Genomic DNA, 16,594 nt, shown 5'->3' with positions numbered 1-16,594 from the left:
CCCGTACCGGGCCCGGTGGGTGCGCCCTGGCGACGATGCAGGCCGCACCTGCCAGGACGGCCGCCGACAACCCGCCCTGGGATCCAGCCAGCCCCCGTCCGGCACGATGCCGCCCAAAAAATCTTCCCCGCGTTACCGACTTTCCCCGCTCCGCTCGTCTGTCTTTATGAGAGTGATTTTCATTCACTCGAAAAGATAACCAGAAGACAGCCGACGCGAGGCATTCGGGGAGAGGATGGAACGCAACAGGAAAAAAGGGGCGCGGCCCCGCTACGTGGCCTTGTCGGTGGGCGTGGCCCTCGGCAGTTGCCTGACGGTGCCGGTGTCGCCGCTGGCCGTAGCGGTGGAGGCGGTGGGCGCGGCCCAGGCCGTGCCGGCCGTCATCGAGTACGACATTCCGGCGCAGCCGCTGGCCGCCGGCGTGCTGGCCTTCGCCCGGCAGAGCGGTGTCCAGGTGTTCTTCGACAGCGAGCGTTTCGCCGGGCTGCAGGGCGGCGCCGTGCAGGGGCGCTACTCGCTGGAGGAGGCGCTGCAGAGGCTGCTGGCATCCGCTCCGGTGGACTACCGCCTGTTCGAAGACGGACGCCAGGTCACGCTCAGCCAGCGGCAAACCGACCCTCGGGTGGCCGAGCTGCCGGACGTGACGGTGCGGGGCTGGCTCGGCGAGAAGGAGCAGACCTACCTGCAGCCGCGTTCGGTGTCGGTGATCGATCGCGAGCAGATCGACCGCAACCCGCCGAGGCATGCCGCGGACATGCTGGAAGAGACCGCCGGGGTGTATACCGCGGTGAGCCAGCAGGACCCGGGGCTATCGGTGAATATCCGCGGCATTCAGGACTATGGCAGGGTCAACATGTCGGTGGATGGCATGCGCCAGAACTACCAGCAGAGCGGCCACCAGCAGCGGAACGGCTCAATGTACGTCGATCCTGAACTGCTTGGCGGGATGACCATCGAGAAGGGCGTGACCTCCGCTATGGGCGGGGCCGGGGTAATTGGCGGCGTCGCCGACTTCCGTACCCTGGATGCGCGTGACTTTATCCGCGAAGGCAAGGAGTTTGGCGGTCGGGTTCGCGCCACCACCGGCCTCGGTGGCTATGCCAACGGCACCCATTTCATCGGCAGCGGCGTCTTTGCTCTGGGCAACGACATTGGCGACATCCTGATAGCGGCCAGCGAGCGACATCTGGGTGATTTCGATCCTGGCACCCATGGCAGCATCGGCGAATTGCGTACTGGCTCGCGGGGTAACCCGGATGTCGAGGATCGGATCAAGAATTCGCCGGTCGCCTATTCCGGTTTCACCATGCGTTCCCGACTGGCCAAGCTGGGACTGAATCTCCCGCATGACCAGCGGGTGCAGTTCAGCTACCTGCGCACCCAGGTGTCCTACGACGACGCCAACATGATGGATGTCAACAACGAGGAACTGTGGGAAAAGCTGGGCAGCAGCAATGTCGTCTCGCAGAACTTCGCGCTGGACTACGGTTATGCCCCGGACAACCCGCTGATTAACTTCAAGGTCAAGCTCTACCACGTCGATACCCGCAACGATCAGAGCACGCTGACTCGCGGTACCACCCAAGGCTATTCCACCACCTACCAGACCGATACCTATGGCCTGCAGGTACAGAACACCTCGATCTTCGCCCTGAGCCAGGCGTCCATCCTTCAGGCCGACTATGGTCTGGAGTTCTTCCATGACAAAGTCAGGCCCGAGTCGGATCAGGCGGTAAGCTCAAGTTCGGCGCTGGACTACCCCTTTGCCGAAGGCATGACGCCGAAAGGCACGCGCGCCATGGGCAGCCTTTTCGCGCGCCTGGACTATGAATACGACGGCTGGCTCAACCTGAACGCCGGCCTGCGCTACGACCGTTATCGCCTACGTGGTGATACCGGAATGAATATCCGTACCTTCATCCTCGGTACCACCCAGCAGACCAACGAGCCCTTGTACTTCGACGTCGATCGTGAAGAGGGCCGTTTCTCTCCCACCTTCGGTATCGCGGTGAAGCCAGGTCTCGATTGGTTACAACTGTTCGCCAGCTATGGTAAGGGCTGGCGGCCGCCGGCGGTCACCGAGACGCTGATTACCGGCCGTCCCCATGGCGGCGGTTCGGAAATCATGTATCCCAATCCCTTCCTCGAGCCGGAACGCTCCAGTGCCTGGGAAGTGGGTTTCAACATCTTCAGGGAAAACCTGTTTACCGCAGAGGATCGTCTGGGTGCCAAGGTCGCCTATTTCGATACCAAGATCGATGATTTCATGATCATGTCAACGGGGCTGCGGCGTCCCGGTTATGACCCGGTCGCGAACATCGGTACGACCGCCTACGTCAACACGCTGGGCACCACCCGTTTCCGCGGTGTGGAGTACAGCTTCGACTACGACGCGGGCAGCTACTACGGCAACTTCAGCTACACCCACATGATCGGTGCCAATGACTACTGCAAATATGTCACTTGGTTAGGCGGGTCGACGGATCCAGTTTCCGCTGGCCCCCGGCAGCCGATCACCGGGATGGTGCCGAACGAATTCAATAATCAGCAGATTCGTTGTGGCGGGATCATGGGCACCGCCGAGCATATGCCCATGGATCGCGGCAGCCTGACGCTGGGCACCCGCCTGCTGGATCGCAAGCTGGATCTCGGGGTTCGTGCCCGTTACAGCGAAGGTTATTCGCTGACGCACGACGACGAAGAAGCGCGAGAAATGACCTACCCCGCCGACTGGAAGCCTTACACCGTCTACGACCTTTTCGGCAGCTACAAGGCCACCGACGCACTCACCCTGCGCCTGGCGGTCGAGAACGTGACCGACAAGGCCTATCTGGTGCCGCTCGGTGACGTGCTGGCCTTCACCCTGGGGCGTGGCCGCACCGTGCAGGGCACCTTGGAATACACCTTCTGAGCAGGACGGCCCTTTTGCCCGTGCCGGGCAAAACCGCAGTCTGGATTACTGCGGCAATCATGTGAAACCTTCGTTGGAGAAATAACATGAGTCTTTCCATTACCTACACCACCACCTACAGCGGTTGGACCATCAGCGACTACCTGGCCGACTGGACTGGCTATTTCGGTGATGCCGATCACCGTACGGGCACGGTCGAAGATGGTGTCAACACCGGCGGCTTCTACCCGGGCAGCCTCAGCGGTACCCAGTACGCCCTGACCAGTCCGAACAGCGATGCCGGTTTCGTCGCCGAAGGCAACTTGACGTACACGCTGTTCAATAGTCCAGCGCATACCCTGTACGGCAGCCTGGACGAAGTATCCCTGGGCAGCAAACTGATCGAGACCAGTTCCGGCTTCGAGTTCACCTCCGGTTACGAAGAGGTGAGCTTCAGCGGTCTGGGCCTCTTCACTGATGTCAACGACCTGACAACCACCGACCGGGGCATCGTGCACGATGTGGTCTACGGCCTGATGTCCGGCGATGCCACGGCGCTGGAAGGCGTGCTCAACGACCTGCTGGACGACTATGGCGTATCCACTGCAGACACCTTCGACGTGGTCGCCGCCGCCCTGAGCGCCGGCCCGCTGAGTGCGCCCGCCGAACTGGTGGGTGTGCCTGAGCTGGCCGACGACCTGGCGCTGGCCGCCTGAGTCCAGGTGAAAAAAGGGCGGACAGGAATCGCTCCCCGTCCGCCGCTCGACACCGCCACGGCATTGGCCTGAACAACTCGTGCCGTGGCGGTCACCGAATTCTGGGAAGCACTGCCTGCGCCGTCAATGCTGCGGTGCTTCCGTCGCCCGCGCGCTCGCGCACAAGGCCTGAGGCAATGGATCGGAACATGCCCAACGAAATCCTCGCCACCCTGGCCGCCTTCCGCGGCGGCCTGCTCAGCATCGGCCTGTTCAGCGCGGTCATCAATCTGCTGATGCTGGCGCCGGCGCTCTACATGCTGCAGGTGTACGACCGGGTGCTGGCCTCCGGCAACCGCATGACCCTGGCCATGCTGACGCTGATGGTGATCGGCCTGTACGCCTTCATGGCGGCGCTGGAATGGGTGCGTGGCGTGATGGTGATCCGCCTCGGCGCGCGCCTGGACATGCGCTTGAACCAGAGGGTCTACGACGCCGCATTCGAGGCCAACCTGAAGGGCCAGCGGCTGGCCGCCGGACAGGGCCTGAAGGACCTGACCAGCCTGCGCCAGTTCGCCACCGGCAACGCCCTGTTCGCCTTCTTCGACGCGCCCTGGTTTCCCCTCTACCTGCTGGTGATCTTCCTCTTCCATCCCTGGCTGGGGGCGCTGGCGCTGGCCGGGGCCGGCCTGCTGACGGGGCTGGCCTGGCTCAACCAGCGGCTGTCGCGGGTGCCGCTGGCCGAGGCGGGGCGGCTGTCGACGCAGGCCAGCCAGCAGGCCGAGGCCGACCTGCGCAACGCCGAGGCCATCGAGGCCATGGGCATGCTCGGCGCGCTGCGCCGGCGCTGGCTACACGTGCATCGGGCGTTTCTCGCCGAGCAGGGCCTGGCCAGCGAAAGGACCGCCGTGGTCGGTGCCTGGTCCAGGGGCGTACGCCTGGCCCTGCAGTCGCTGATGCTCGGGCTGGGCGCGCTGCTGGCGGTGGCCGGGGAGATTACCCCGGGAATGATGATCGCCGGCTCGATCCTGCTGGGTCGGGTGCTGGGGCCGCTGGACCAGCTGATCGGCGCCTGGAAGCAGTGGGCGCCGGCGCGGCAGGCCTACGAGCGCCTGGCGCGGCTGCTGGCCGACTGCCCGCCACGCGAACAAGGCATGACGCTGCCGGCTCCGCAGGGCCGCCTGCAGGTGGCGCGGGCGGTCGCCGCCGCTCCCGGCGGGCGGACGCCGGTACTGAGCGATGTCGGTTTCGGCCTGGAGCCCGGCGAATCGCTCGGCGTGCTCGGCCCGTCCGGTTCCGGCAAGTCCTGCCTGGCCCGCGTGCTGGTGGCGGCGCAGCCGCTGCTGGCCGGCAAGGTCCGCCTGGACGGCGCCGACCTGCACCGCTGGGACAAGGCCGCGCTCGGCCCGCATGTCGGCTATCTGCCGCAGGACGTGCAACTGATGGCCGGCAGCATCGCCGAGAACATCGCCCGCTTCGCCGAGGTGGAGATGGACAAGGTGGTGGCAGCAGCGCAACTGGCTGGTGTCCACGAACTGATCCTGCGTCTGCCGCAGGGCTACGACACCCGCCTGGGCGAAGCGGGTGCGGGGCTTTCCGGCGGGCAGAAGCAGCGCATCGGCCTGGCGCGCGCGCTGTACGGTCCGCCGGCACTGATCGTGCTTGACGAGCCCAACGCCAACCTCGATGAGGAGGGGGAGAAGGCCCTGCTGGCGGCCATCGCCCGGCTCAAGGAACAGCACCGCACGCTGGTGCTGATCACCCACAAGCCGGCGCTGCTGATCGGCGCCGACAAGCTGCTGGTGCTGAACGGCGGGCGGATTCAGGCGTTCGGCCCGGCCGCGCGGGTGCTGCAGGAGCTGCAACAGGCGGCGCGACCGGCGGCGGTGGCCCCGCCCCGGCCGGCGGTCAACGTCAGCTACCGCCTTAACGTGCCGGGGGAAACGACATGAGCGCCGCGCGCATCGCCCTGGTCGCCGACAACGACAGGCCGTCGCCCGGCCCCGCCCTGGACCACGCGCGCCCTGCGCGCATTGGCGGGTGGCTGGTGCTGCTGGGCTTCGCCGGCTTCCTGGCGTGGGCCGCGCTGGCGCCGCTGGACCGGGGCGTGCCGGTGTCCGGCCAGGTGATGGTGTCGGGCAACCGCAAGGCCGTGCAGCACGCCGGCGGCGGCCTGGTGGAACGCATCCTGGTGCGCGACGGCGAGCGGGTGCGGGCCGGCCAGGTGCTGGTGCGGATGGACGAGACCGCCCTGCGCGCTCAGGTCGAGGCCCTGCGCGCGCAGCACCTGGGGGCCGAGGCGATGGCGGCGCGGCTGAGCGCCGAACGCGATGGCCTGGCGGCCGTGGTTTTTCCGCCGACCCTGGCGGCACGGCGCGACGAGCCGCTGGTGGCCGCGGCGCTGGAGCTGCAGCGGCAACTGTTCGACAGCCGCCGGCAGGCGCTGGCCATGGAGCTGGACGGCCTGCGCGAGGGCATCGCCGGTGCCGAGGAGCAACTGCGCGGCCTGCATGCGCTGCGCCGGAGCAAGGCGCGCCAGAAGCAGGCCCTGGGGAAGCAGCTCGGCGGCCTGCGCGATCTGGCCCGCGAAGGCTACGTCGCGCGCAACCGCCTGCTGGACAGCGAACGGCTGTACGCCGAGCTCGACGGCGCGCTGGCCGAGGACATCGGCCGCATCGGCCAGCTGCAGCGGCAGATCCTGGAGATGCGCCTGAAACTCGGCCAGCGCCGCGAGGAATACCAGAAGGAGGTCCGCGGCCAGCTGGCTGAGGCGCAGATTCGTGCCGAAGAGCTGCGCCACCGCCTGGCCGGTGCCGAGTTCGAGCTGGCCGGCAGCCGGGTGCGGGCACCGGCCGATGGCATCGTGGTGGGCCTGAAAGTGTTCACCGACGGCGGCGTGGTCGCGCCGGGCCAGGCGCTGATGGAAATCGTGCCGGAGCACGAGCCGCTGCTGGTGGAGGGCCAGGTGCCGGTCCACCTGATCGACCGGGTGCACCCGGGCCTGCCGGTGGAGCTGATCTTCTCCGCCTTCAACCAGAGCACCACGCCGCGGATCGCCGGCGAGGTGCAGACGGTCTCGGCGGACCGGCTGGTCGACGAGACGACCGGCGAGCCCTACTACGGCCTGCGCGTGCGGGTCAGCGAGGCGGACATGCAGCAGCTGGCCGGGCTGACCATTCGCCCGGGCATGCCGGTGGAGGCCTTCGTCCGCACCGGCGAGCGCTCGCTGCTCAACTACCTGTTCAAGCCGCTGCTGGACCGCGTTCACCTGGCCCTGGTGGAAGACTGAGCATGCCGTGGAAACACCTGCTGCTGGCCGGCCTGCTGGGCTGCGCGTCCCCGGCCCGGGGCCTCGACCTGCTGGAGGCCTACGACCTGGCGCTGTTCCACGACCCGGCTTTCCAGGCGGCGATCCAGGCGCATGCCGCCGGCCAGGAGGAGCGCGCCATCGGCCGCGCCGGCCTGCTGCCGAGCCTGTCCTGGAGCTACAGCAACTCGGAGAACGACTCCGAAGTCAGGGCCGGGGAGGCGACGGCCGAACGCGATTACCGCAGCTACGCCTCCACCCTGACCTTGCAGCAGCCGCTGCTCGACTACGAGGCCTGGGCCCGCTACCGCCAGGGCGTGGCCCAGGCGCTGCTGGCCGACGAGCAGTACCGCGCGCAGGGGCAGGAGCTGGCCGTGCGGCTGCTGACCGCCTACAGCCAGGCGCTGCTGGCCCGGGAGAGGATCGAGCTGAGCCGTGCCCAGCGGCGCGCCTACGCCGAGCGCCTGCAGCTCAACCGGCGGCTGTTCGACAAGGGCGAGGGCACCCGTACCGATATCCTCGAGACCGAGGCGCGGCACGGCCTGGCGCTGGCCGAGGAAATCGAGGCGCAGGACAGTCTGGACGATGCCCTGCGCGTACTGCAGGCGATGCTCGGCCGTTCCCTGGCGATCGACGAGCTGGCGCCGCTGGCCGAGGTCTTCGAGCCGCTGCCGCTGCAGCCGGCGGCGTTCGACTCCTGGCGCGAACTGGCGCTGCGCAACAACCCGTTGCTGGCGGCGCAGCGCCATGGCCTGAGCGTCAGCGAACACGAGGTGGCGCAACGGCGCGCCGGGCACCTGCCGAAGGTCTCGCTGTACGCCAGCAGTCGCAAGACCAGTTCGGACTCGGAAAGCACCTACAACCAGAAATACGACACCAACAGCATCGGCGTGCAGATCAGCCTGCCGCTGTTCGCCGGCGGCGCCACCTCGGCCTCGGTGCGCCAGGCGGCGCGCCGGCTGGAGCAGGCCCGCCACGAGCTGGACGCGCAGACCGCGGAGGCCCTCAACGAACTGCGGCGCCAGTACGACCTGTCCCGCAGCAGCCAGGCCAGGATCCGCGCCTACCAGCTGGCGGTGGAGTCCGCCGGCCTGCTGACCGAGGCGACGCGCCGCAGCGTCGAGGGTGGCGAGCGCGTCAACCTCGACGTGCTGGATGCCGAGCAGCAGCTCTACGGCGCCCGCCGCGACCTGGCCGAAGCGCGCCACGGCTGGTTGCTGGCCTGGCTGAAGCTGCGCCAGGGCGCGGGTGTGCTGGGCGCCGAGGACCTGCAGGCACTGGCGCGGTACTTCCAGCCCGACCGGTGACGACCGCTCCGGCGGGAAAAAGCCGCTGCCCATTTACTGCCTGGACGCGGCTGATTCGTCTTATCTGAAGCGGGCAGGCGCCCGCTCTTCATTATTGGCCGAGAACAGGGAACCCTCCATGAGCGCCCCCACGCACCTGTCCCATCCGCTGCGTTCGCAGCGCCTGAATGCTCTGACCCACGAACCCCACCAGCGCCTCGAAGCACTGGTCAAGGCGCACGAGCCGTTCGCCAGCCGGGAGAACTTCGCCCGCTTCGTCGCCGCCCAGTACCTGTTCCAGTACGACCTGCAGAACCTCTACCAGGACCCGCGCCTGACGTCGCTGATGAACGACCTGCCGGCGCGCTGCCGGGTCGAGGCGGCGCGCCTGGACCTGGCCGACTTCGGCATGCCGGTGCCGGCGGGCGACGAAAGCATCCGCGAACGCCGGATGAGCGTCGGCGAGGCGCTGGCCTGGCTGTTCGTTTCCGAAGGCTCGAAGCTCGGCGCCGAGTTCCTGTTCCAGAAGGCCGCCGCACTGCGGCTGGACGAAGGCTTCGGCGCCCGCCACCTGGCTGCGCCGAAGGGCGGTCGCGCCCAGGGCTGGAAGCGCTTCGTCAAGGTGCTGGACGGCATCGAGCTGGATTCCGAGCAGGAACGCCAGGCCGATGCCGCCGCCATCGAGGCGTTCCAACGCTTCGCCGTGCACCTGGAGCGCTGCTTTGCCTGAGGCGTCGCCGGGCCGACCCGGTCGTCTGCGCTGGCTCTGGCTGGTCGTCGCCCATCTGGCGATCGGCCTGGCGCTGCTGGGCGTGGTGCTGCCCGGCCTGCCGACCACCGAGTTCGTTCTGCTCGCCGCCTGGGCCGCGTCGCGCAGCTCGCCGCGGCTGGCGGCCTGGCTTGAGAACCACCGGCTGTTCGGCCCGACCCTGCGCGACTGGCGCCGGGGCGGGGTGGTCGCGCGGCGCACCAAGGTCATCGCCAGCCTGGCGATGCTGGCGAGCCTGACGGTCCTGGCGCTGACCGTCTCCCACCGGCCCTCGGTGGCCTTCGCCGCCGCCGGCATGGCCTGCGGCGCCGCCTGGATCTGGAGCCGGCCGGAGCGGGCCTGTTCCGAATGACCTCGCCCACGGCTTTTCGTGGGAGCGGTCTCGATCGTGATCGGGGCAGCGCCTATTCGCGGTCAAGACCGCTTCCACGCTCGCAGGTTGGGTTGAGCGCAGCGAAGCCCAACGGGGCTGGAAACGCTGCCGGGCTTGCCGCTATAGGTTCCAACCCAGCCTGCGGGTCATTTGGCGAACAGCTGGCCGATGTCCTTGAACGCCTTGAACTCCAGGGCGTTGCCACAGGGGTCGAGGAGGAACATGGTGGCCTGCTCGCCGACCTGGCCCTTGAAGCGCACGTAGGGCTCGATCACGAACGCGGTCTGCAGGCTTTGCAGGCGGTCGGCCAGCGCCTGCCAGGTATCCCACTCCAGCACCACGCCGAAATGCGGCACTGGCACGTCGTGGCCGTCCACCGGGTTGCGGTGGGCGGCTTCCTGGTGCGCCATCTTCGGGGCCTCGTGGATGACCAACTGGTGGCCGAAGAAGTCGAAGTCGACCCAGTGGTCGCTGCTGCGGCCTTCCGGGCAGCCGAAGACTTCACCGTAGAAATGCCGGGCGGCGGCCAGGTCGTACACGGGGATCGCCAGGTGAAAGGGAGAGAGTGCCATGCAAGGGATTCCTTCAGGGGTTTTTCCGGCATTCTGAGCAGCAGCCGTTTCGATGAAAAGCGCGTATCTTTGCTGTTGAGCAACAAGGATTTCGATCGATGCTGCGCGAACTCAGGACCTTCGTCGCCGTGGCCCGCCACGGCACCTTCGCCGCCGCTGGCCAGCACGTCGGGTTGACCCAGTCGGCGGTCAGCGCGCAGATGCGCGTGCTCGAGCGCCAGCTCGGCGTGCCGCTGTTCGAACGCAGTGGGCGTGCCGCGGTGCTCAACGCCGCGGGGCGGCATGCCCTGCCGCTGGCCGAGCAGATCCTCGGGCTGTTCGCCCAGATGGCCCTGGCGGAGGACGTCGCCCAGTGGCGCGGCGAGCTGCGCATCGGCGCCATCGCCACCGTGCAGACCGGGTTGTTGCCCGAAGCGCTGCCGTCGTTTCGCGCGCGCGCGCCGCACATTGAGCTGAAGCTGGTGCCGGGCGTGTCGCTGGAGCTGCTCAGCCGGCTCGACGCCGGCGAGCTCGACCTGGCGCTGCTGATCAAGCCGCCCTTCGACCTGCCCAAGGAGCTGCTGGAGGTGCCGCTGGTGCACGAGCCCTTCGTGCTGGTGCTGCCCGAGGGCCTGGCCGGCGACGACCCGCTGCAGCTGCTCGCCACCCAGCCGCTGGTGCGCTACGACCGGCGCTCCTTCGGCGGCCGCCTGGTGGAGGGCTTTCTGCGCCAGCATCGCCTGCAGGTACGCGAGGCGCTGGAGCTGGACGAGCTGGATGCCATCGTGCGCATGGTCGAGGCCGGCATGGGCGTGGCGCTGATTCCACGCGCCGGGCTCTGGCTGCAGCGCCGGGCCCGGGTGCGCGTGCTCGAGCTCGGCGCGCTCGGCTTCAACCGGCAACTGGTGGCGGTGATGCGCCGCGCCCAGCGCCAGCCGGCGCTGGCGTGCCTGCTCGAATGCCTGCGCAGCGCGGGGCGCTAGGCAAGGCGCCGCCGTCACCCCTCACCCCAGCCCTCTCCCGCCGGGGAGGGGGATGGTTTGGTGTTGGTGCCGGCATCGCGCAGGCGCCGGTCGCAGGCAAGGCCTGTGCCGGCAGGTCTGCGCCTGGGCTCCAGGCCGCGCCGTGCCTTTCCCTTCTCCCGCCGGGAGAAGGTGGCCCGCAGGGCCGGATGAGGGAAGACCCTGCGCACCAGCCCCGTTCCAGAGGGGAGAGGGGTCTTGCGCCGGGTGTCGAGGGCGGTTCGCGAGCAAGCTCGCTCCTACGAGAAGGGTGCACGCCTGCCGGGGAGACGCCGCCTGCGACCGCATCACGCGGCGCTGCGTCCGGCGCCAGATCAACGCCCGCTCCCACAAGAGCCTCCGAAAACGAAAGAGCCCGCACAGGGCGGGCTCTTCGATCAGGGCCTTGCGGCGATCAGAATGCCGGCACCACGGCGCCCTGGTACTTCTCTTCGATGAACTGCTTCACGTCCTCGCTGTGCAGCGCCGCGGCGAGCTTCTGCATGGCGTCGCTGTCCTTGTTGTCCGGACGGGCGACGAGGATGTTGACGTAGGGCGAGTCGCTGCCTTCGATGATGAGTGCGTCCTCGGTGGGATTGAGCTTGGCTTCCAGCGCGTAGTTGGTGTTGATCAGCGCCAGATCGACCTGGGTCAGCACACGCGGCAGGGTGGCCGCTTCCAGCTCGCGGATCTTGATGCGCTTGGGATTCTCGGCGATGTCCTTCGGCGTGGCGGTGATGCCGGCGCCGTCCTTCAGGCCGATCAGCCCGGCCTTGTCCAGCAGCAGCAGCGCGCGGCCGCCGTTGGTGGCGTCGTTGGGGATGACCACGGTGGCGCCTTCGGGCAGCGCGTCGAGGGATTCGTACTTATCGGAGTAGGCGCCGAAGGGCTCGATGTGCACGCCGGCGACGCTCACCAGCTCGGTGCCGCGGCCCTTGTTGAACTCGTCGAGGTAGGGCTGGTGCTGGAAGAAGTTGGCGTCCAGGCGCTTCTCGGCGACCTGGATGTTCGGCTGCACGTAGTCGGTGAAGACCTTCACGTTGAGCGTCACGCCCTGCTCGGCCAGCGCCGGCTTGATGTGCTCGAGAAGCTCGGCGTGCGGCACGGCGGTGGCGGCGACGTTCAGGGTGTCCGCCGCCTGGGCGGAAAACGCGGCGATGGTGGCCAGGGCAGCAATCAGTTTCTTCATCGTGGGTTCCTTGGAGTGAGCGGGGTGCGATGGTTCGCTCGCCCTTCTTATGGGTTCATTTGCGTGAAAAATGGGTGACCAGCCGGTCGCCGACGCTCTGCAGGACCTGCACCAGAACCAGCAGCAGCACGACGGTGACGACCATGACGTCGGTCTGGAAGCGCTGGTAGCCGTAGCGGATCGCCAGGTCGCCGAGGCCGCCGGCACCCACCACGCCGGCCATCGCGGTGTAGGACACCAGGGTGATGGCGGTGACGGTGATGGCGGCGATGATGCCCGGGCGGGCTTCGGGCAGCAATGCGGCGAAGATGATCTGCCGGGTGGTGGCGCCCATCGCCTGGGTGGCCTCGATGATGCCGCGGTCGACCTCGCGCAGCGCGGTCTCCACCAGCCGTGCGAAGAAGGGCGCGGCGCCCACCACCAGCGGCGGGATGGCCCCGGCGACGCCGAGCGAGGTGCCGGTGAGCAGCACGGTGAAGGGGATCATCACGATCAGCAGGATGATGAACGGCAGCGAACGCAGCACGTTCACCACGAACGACAGCAGCGCGTACAGCGGGCCGTTCTCGAACAGCTGGCGCGGGCCGGTGAGGAACAGCAGCACGCCCAGCGGCAGGCCGAGCAGGATGGTGAACAGCAGCGAGCCGCCGAGCATCAGCAGGGTGTCCAGCGTGGCGAGCCAGATGTCGTACCAGTCGATGTTGGCGAAGAGCGTCTCGTACAGGGCTTGCATCAGCGCAGAACCTCCACGTGCACCTCGGCGGCCTCGAAGCGGGCCAGGGCGGCGGCCAGGTCGCCGCCGACCAGGGCGAGGGTGAGCTGGCCGTAGGGCACGTCCTTGATGCGGTCGATGCGCCCGGCGAGGATGCTGTAGTCGACCCCGGTTTCGCGCGCCACGGTGCCGAGCAGCGGGGTGTAGGTGGCCTCGCCCTGGAAGGTCAGGCGCAGGATGCGGCCCGGCACGTGGGCGAAGTCGTCGCGCTGTTCGTTCTCGTCCAGCGCCTCGTCCTCCTGGACGAAGCGCTGGGTGGTCGGGTGCCGCGGATGCAGGAACACCTCGGCCACCGGCCCCTGCTCGACGATGCGCCCGTCGTCCATCACCGCCACGCGGTCGCAGACGCGGCGGATCACGTCCATCTCGTGGGTGATGAGCACGACGGTCAGCTTCAGCTCGCGGTTGATCTCGCCGAGCAGCTGCAGCACCTGCGCGGTGGTCTGCGGGTCCAGCGCGCTGGTGGCCTCGTCGCACAGCAGGATGTCCGGCTCGGTGGCCAGCGCGCGGGCGATGCCGACCCGCTGCTTCTGCCCGCCGGAGAGCTGCGCCGGGTACTTGCGCGCATGGTCCTGGAGGCCGACGCGGGCGAGCAGGGCGGCGACGCGCTGGTCGATCTCGGCGCGCGAACGGCCTCCGGCCAGCCGCAGGGGCATGGCGACGTTGTCGGCCACGGTCTTGGAGCTGAGCAGGTTGAAGTGCTGGAAGATCATCCCGACGCGCTGGCGGAAGCGCCGCAGGCCGTCGGTGTCGAGCGCGGTGACGTCCTCGCCGTTGACCAGGATGCGCCCGCCGGAGGGTTCCTCCAGACGGTTGATCAGCCGCAGCAGCGTGCTCTTGCCGGCGCCGGAGTGTCCGATCAGGCCGAACACCTCGCCGCTTTCGATGTTGAGCCGGGTCGGTTGCAGCGCGGGGATGTCGCGATTGCCGACGCGGTACGTTTTGTGGACCTGGTCGAATTCGATCACGGGCGGACCTTGTGGGTACGTCATCTGGCCGGGCGGTGGCCCGAAGGGGGCGCATTCTACCCGGCGGGCCCGTTTTCGCGCCATCGGCGATGACGTGAGATAGGCACAGCACATCGTCGTGATTGGCGACGTTTATCGCAATGGGCGAAACGAATCCCGCCCCGGCGGGGTCGGTAAAGCTGCCCGTGAACTGATCCTGGCGACCGCCGAGGTCGCGAGCGTTCCGATCGCTTTGCGGTTTCAGCCCACCCGCTCGATGAGGCAGACCATGACCGACTCCAAGAAACCCAGCGAACTGGCCGGCTCCGACGCGCTCGACCGCCGCAACCACAACGCCAAGACCGACAGCCTGGAAACCTTTCGCTCCGACGCCACCGGCCAGGCGCTGACCACCAACCAGGGCGTGAAGATCGCCGACAACCAGAACACCCTCAAGGCGGGCAACCGTGGGCCCTCGCTGCTCGAAGACTTCATCATGCGCGAGAAGATCACCCACTTCGACCACGAGCGCATTCCCGAGCGCATCGTCCATGCGCGCGGCGCCGCGGCGCACGGCGTGTTCGTCAGCTACGGCGACCACAGCGACCTGACCAAGGCTTCCTTCCTCTCTGCCGAGGGCAAGGAGACCCCGGTGTTCGTGCGCTTCTCGACGGTGCAGGGGCCGCGCGGCTCGGCCGACACGGTGCGCGACGTGCGTGGCTTCGCCACCAAGTTCTACACCGACGAGGGCAACTTCGACCTGGTCGGCAACGACATCCCGATCTTCTTCATCCAGGACGCGATCAAGTTCCCGGACTTCGTGCATGCGGTCAAACCCGAGGCGCACAACGAGATTCCCACCGGCCAGTCGGCCCACGACACCTTCTGGGACTTCGTCTCGCTGACGCCGGAATCGGCGCACATGGTGCTCTGGGTGATGTCCGACCGTGGCATCCCGCGGTCCTACCGGTCGATCGAAGGCTTTGGCATCCACACCTTCCGCATGATCAACGCCGAGGGCAAGAGCCGCTTCGTCAAGTTCCACTGGAAGCCGCTGGCCGGCGCCTATTCGCTGGTCTGGGACGAGGCGCTCAAGCTCGGCGGCAAGGACCCGGACTTCAACCGCCGCGACCTCTGGGAATCCATCGAGTCGGGCGATTACTTCGAGTGGGAGTTCGGCGTGCAGGTGGTCGAGGAGGAGGACGAGCACAGCTTCGACTTCGACCTGCTCGATCCGACCAAGATCATCCCCGAAGAAGTGGTCCCGGTCCGCGTGCTGGGCAAGATGACGCTCAACCGCAACCCCGACAACTTCTTCGCCGAGACCGAGCAGGCCGCCTTCCACCCCGGCCACATCGTGCCCGGCATCGATTTCAGCAACGACCCGCTGCTGCAGGGCCGGCTGTTCTCCTACACCGACACCCAGCTGCTGCGCCTGGGCGGGCCGAACTTCCACGAGATCCCGATCAACCGCCCGGTGGCGCCGCTGCACAACAACCAGCGCGACGCCTTCCACCGGCAGACGATCCACAAGGGCCGCGCGCCCTACGAGCCCAACTCGATCGACGGCGGCTGGCCCAAGGAGGCTCCGCCGGCGGCCAGCGGCGGTGGTTTCGAGAGCTACCCCGAGCGCGTCGAGGGGCACAAGATCCGCAACCGGAGCGAGTCGTTCGGCGACCACTTCTCCCAGGCCACGCTGTTCTGGAACAGCATGAGCGCTCCGGAGAAGGAACACATCATCGGCGCCTACACCTTCGAGCTGGGCAAGGTCGAGCGGATCTTCATCCGCGAACGCCAGGTCAACGAGATCCTCGCCAACATCGACCTGGAGCTGGCCCGCCGCGTCGCGGAGAACCTCGGCCTGCCGGCCCCGACGGCGCCGAGCAGGCCGACCAAGGCGCCGACGCCCGCCGCCTCGCCGGCGCTGAGCCTGCTGAACCGCCTGACCGGCACCATCAGGTCGCGCAAGGTCGCCATCCTGGTCGCCGACGGCGTGGACGGCCAGGCGGTGGACGCCTTCAAGCGCAAGCTCGCCGAGCAGGGCGCGATGGCCAAGCTGATCGGCCCGAGCCCGGCGCCGGTGACCACCGCCGACGGGCAGACGCTGGTCACGGACGCGGCCATGGACGGCATGCCGTCGATCGCCTTCGATGCGGTGTTCGTACCAGGGGGTGCCCAGAGCGTCGAGGCCATGAGCGGCAGCGGCGAGGCCAAGCATTATCTGCTCGAGGCCTACAAGCACCTCAAGCCGATCGCGCTGGTCGGCGAGGCGCGGCAACTGCCCGTCGCCCTGGGCCTGCAGGCCGATGCCGGGCTGGTCGACGGTGACGACGTCGCGGCGGTGTTCGGACCGTTCGCCCAGGCGCTGGCACAGCACCGCATCTGGGCGCGCGAGGCGGTGGCCAAGGGCATACCGGCCTGATGCGCCGGGCCTGCCCGGGTATCGGCTCGGGTGGGCCGCAGGCCCGTCCGAGGCTTGAAGGCTTGAAGGCTTGAAGGCTTGAAGGCTTGAAGGCTTGAAGGCTTGAGGCCAGAAAAGCGTCGCCCCGAGGTCGGGCCTCCCACAAAAGCAGCGAGCTCCACCGACCCCGTGGGAGGCGCGCCCCCGCGGCGACTGCAGGCCACAGGCCTGCCCGAAGCCTCGAAGCCTTTCCCCGAGGCCGAGCCTCCCACAAAAGCGGCTGAGGCTTGAAGGCTTGAAAGCTTGAGGCCAGAAAAGCGTCGCCCCGAGGTCGGGCCTCCCACAAAAGCGGCAGGCCCCCACCGAACCCGTGGGAGGCGCGCCCCCGCGGCGACTGCAGGCCACAGGCCTGC

13 protein-coding genes are annotated in these 16,594 nt (G+C 68.1%); 9 read left to right on the top strand and 4 right to left on the bottom strand.

All coding sequences use genetic code 11. The annotated features are described in order from the left end of the window. The first annotated feature begins 235 nt into the window (after nucleotides 1–235). The 7 genes from H610_RS0118775 to H610_RS0118745 all read left to right on the top strand — a co-directional run bounded on the left by H610_RS0118775 (nucleotide 236) and on the right by H610_RS0118745 (nucleotide 9,299). Nucleotides 236–2,911: a TonB-dependent receptor gene (locus H610_RS0118775; RefSeq protein ID WP_028241091.1), complete on the top strand. Its 2,676-nt coding sequence runs from the start codon at nucleotides 236–238 to the stop codon at nucleotides 2,909–2,911. Nucleotides 2,912–2,997: 86 nt separating this feature from the next. Continuing rightward, on the top strand, nucleotides 2,998–3,606 hold the full coding sequence (locus H610_RS0118770; protein ID WP_028241090.1) for a heme acquisition protein HasA: 609 nt from the start codon (nucleotides 2,998–3,000) through the stop codon (nucleotides 3,604–3,606). 188 nt (nucleotides 3,607–3,794) lie between these two features. After that, nucleotides 3,795–5,537: a type I secretion system permease/ATPase gene (locus tag H610_RS0118765; protein WP_330216852.1), complete on the top strand. Its 1,743-nt coding sequence runs from the start codon at nucleotides 3,795–3,797 to the stop codon at nucleotides 5,535–5,537. Beyond that, nucleotides 5,534–6,874, top strand: coding sequence for an HlyD family type I secretion periplasmic adaptor subunit (locus tag H610_RS0118760; protein ID WP_028241088.1), 1,341 nt, complete (start codon nucleotides 5,534–5,536; stop codon nucleotides 6,872–6,874). The genes H610_RS0118765 and H610_RS0118760 overlap by 4 nt, the downstream gene beginning before the upstream one ends. Nucleotides 6,875–6,876: 2 nt before the next feature. Further along, complete coding sequence (locus tag H610_RS0118755) at nucleotides 6,877–8,199, top strand: TolC family outer membrane protein (RefSeq protein ID WP_051231872.1); 1,323 nt, start codon at nucleotides 6,877–6,879, stop codon at nucleotides 8,197–8,199. 118 nt (nucleotides 8,200–8,317) lie between these two features. Beyond that, nucleotides 8,318–8,908, top strand: a complete 591-nt coding sequence (locus H610_RS0118750; protein ID WP_028241086.1) for a biliverdin-producing heme oxygenase — start codon at nucleotides 8,318–8,320, stop codon at nucleotides 8,906–8,908. Continuing rightward, a complete protein-coding gene (locus H610_RS0118745) occupies nucleotides 8,901–9,299 on the top strand; it encodes a YbaN family protein (RefSeq protein WP_043239057.1) in 399 nt (132 codons plus the stop codon). The genes H610_RS0118750 and H610_RS0118745 overlap by 8 nt, the downstream gene beginning before the upstream one ends. 167 nt (nucleotides 9,300–9,466) lie before the next feature. Here the strand turns inward: H610_RS0118745 and H610_RS0118740 are convergent, their stop codons facing one another. Beyond that, nucleotides 9,467–9,892, bottom strand: a complete 426-nt coding sequence (locus H610_RS0118740; RefSeq protein WP_028241084.1) for a VOC family protein — start codon at nucleotides 9,890–9,892, stop codon at nucleotides 9,467–9,469. 98 nt (nucleotides 9,893–9,990) lie between these two features. Here H610_RS0118740 and H610_RS0118735 point away from each other — a divergent pair, with 98 nt between their 5' ends. Beyond that, complete coding sequence (locus H610_RS0118735; protein WP_028241083.1) at nucleotides 9,991–10,854, top strand: LysR family transcriptional regulator; 864 nt, start codon at nucleotides 9,991–9,993, stop codon at nucleotides 10,852–10,854. A 433-nt stretch (nucleotides 10,855–11,287) separates the two neighbouring features. Here the strand turns inward: H610_RS0118735 and H610_RS0118730 are convergent, their stop codons facing one another. The 3 genes from H610_RS0118730 to H610_RS0118720 are packed head-to-tail and all read right to left on the bottom strand — an operon-like array spanning nucleotide 11,288 to nucleotide 13,801. Then, nucleotides 11,288–12,061 carry a MetQ/NlpA family ABC transporter substrate-binding protein gene (locus H610_RS0118730; protein ID WP_028241082.1) on the bottom strand — a complete coding sequence of 258 codons (774 nt, stop codon included), beginning with the start codon at nucleotides 12,059–12,061 and terminating at the stop codon, nucleotides 11,288–11,290. 55 nt (nucleotides 12,062–12,116) lie between these two features. Further along, complete coding sequence (locus H610_RS0118725) at nucleotides 12,117–12,794, bottom strand: methionine ABC transporter permease (RefSeq protein WP_028241081.1); 678 nt, start codon at nucleotides 12,792–12,794, stop codon at nucleotides 12,117–12,119. Next, nucleotides 12,794–13,801: a methionine ABC transporter ATP-binding protein gene (locus H610_RS0118720; RefSeq protein ID WP_028241080.1), complete on the bottom strand. Its 1,008-nt coding sequence runs from the start codon at nucleotides 13,799–13,801 to the stop codon at nucleotides 12,794–12,796. Before H610_RS0118720 ends, H610_RS0118725 begins: the two co-directional genes overlap by 1 nt. Nucleotides 13,802–14,069: 268 nt before the next feature. Here H610_RS0118720 and katE point away from each other — a divergent pair, with 268 nt between their 5' ends. Beyond that, nucleotides 14,070–16,202 carry a catalase HPII gene (gene katE / locus H610_RS0118715; protein WP_028241079.1) on the top strand — a complete coding sequence of 711 codons (2,133 nt, stop codon included), beginning with the start codon at nucleotides 14,070–14,072 and terminating at the stop codon, nucleotides 16,200–16,202. Nucleotides 16,203–16,594: the final 392 nt, after the last annotated feature.

This window comes from Stutzerimonas azotifigens DSM 17556, assembly GCF_000425625.1.
Lineage (GTDB): Bacteria > Pseudomonadota > Gammaproteobacteria > Pseudomonadales > Pseudomonadaceae > Stutzerimonas > Stutzerimonas azotifigens.
Note: the sequence above shows the minus strand (reverse complement) of the source record. Positions and strands in the feature narration are given on the sequence as shown.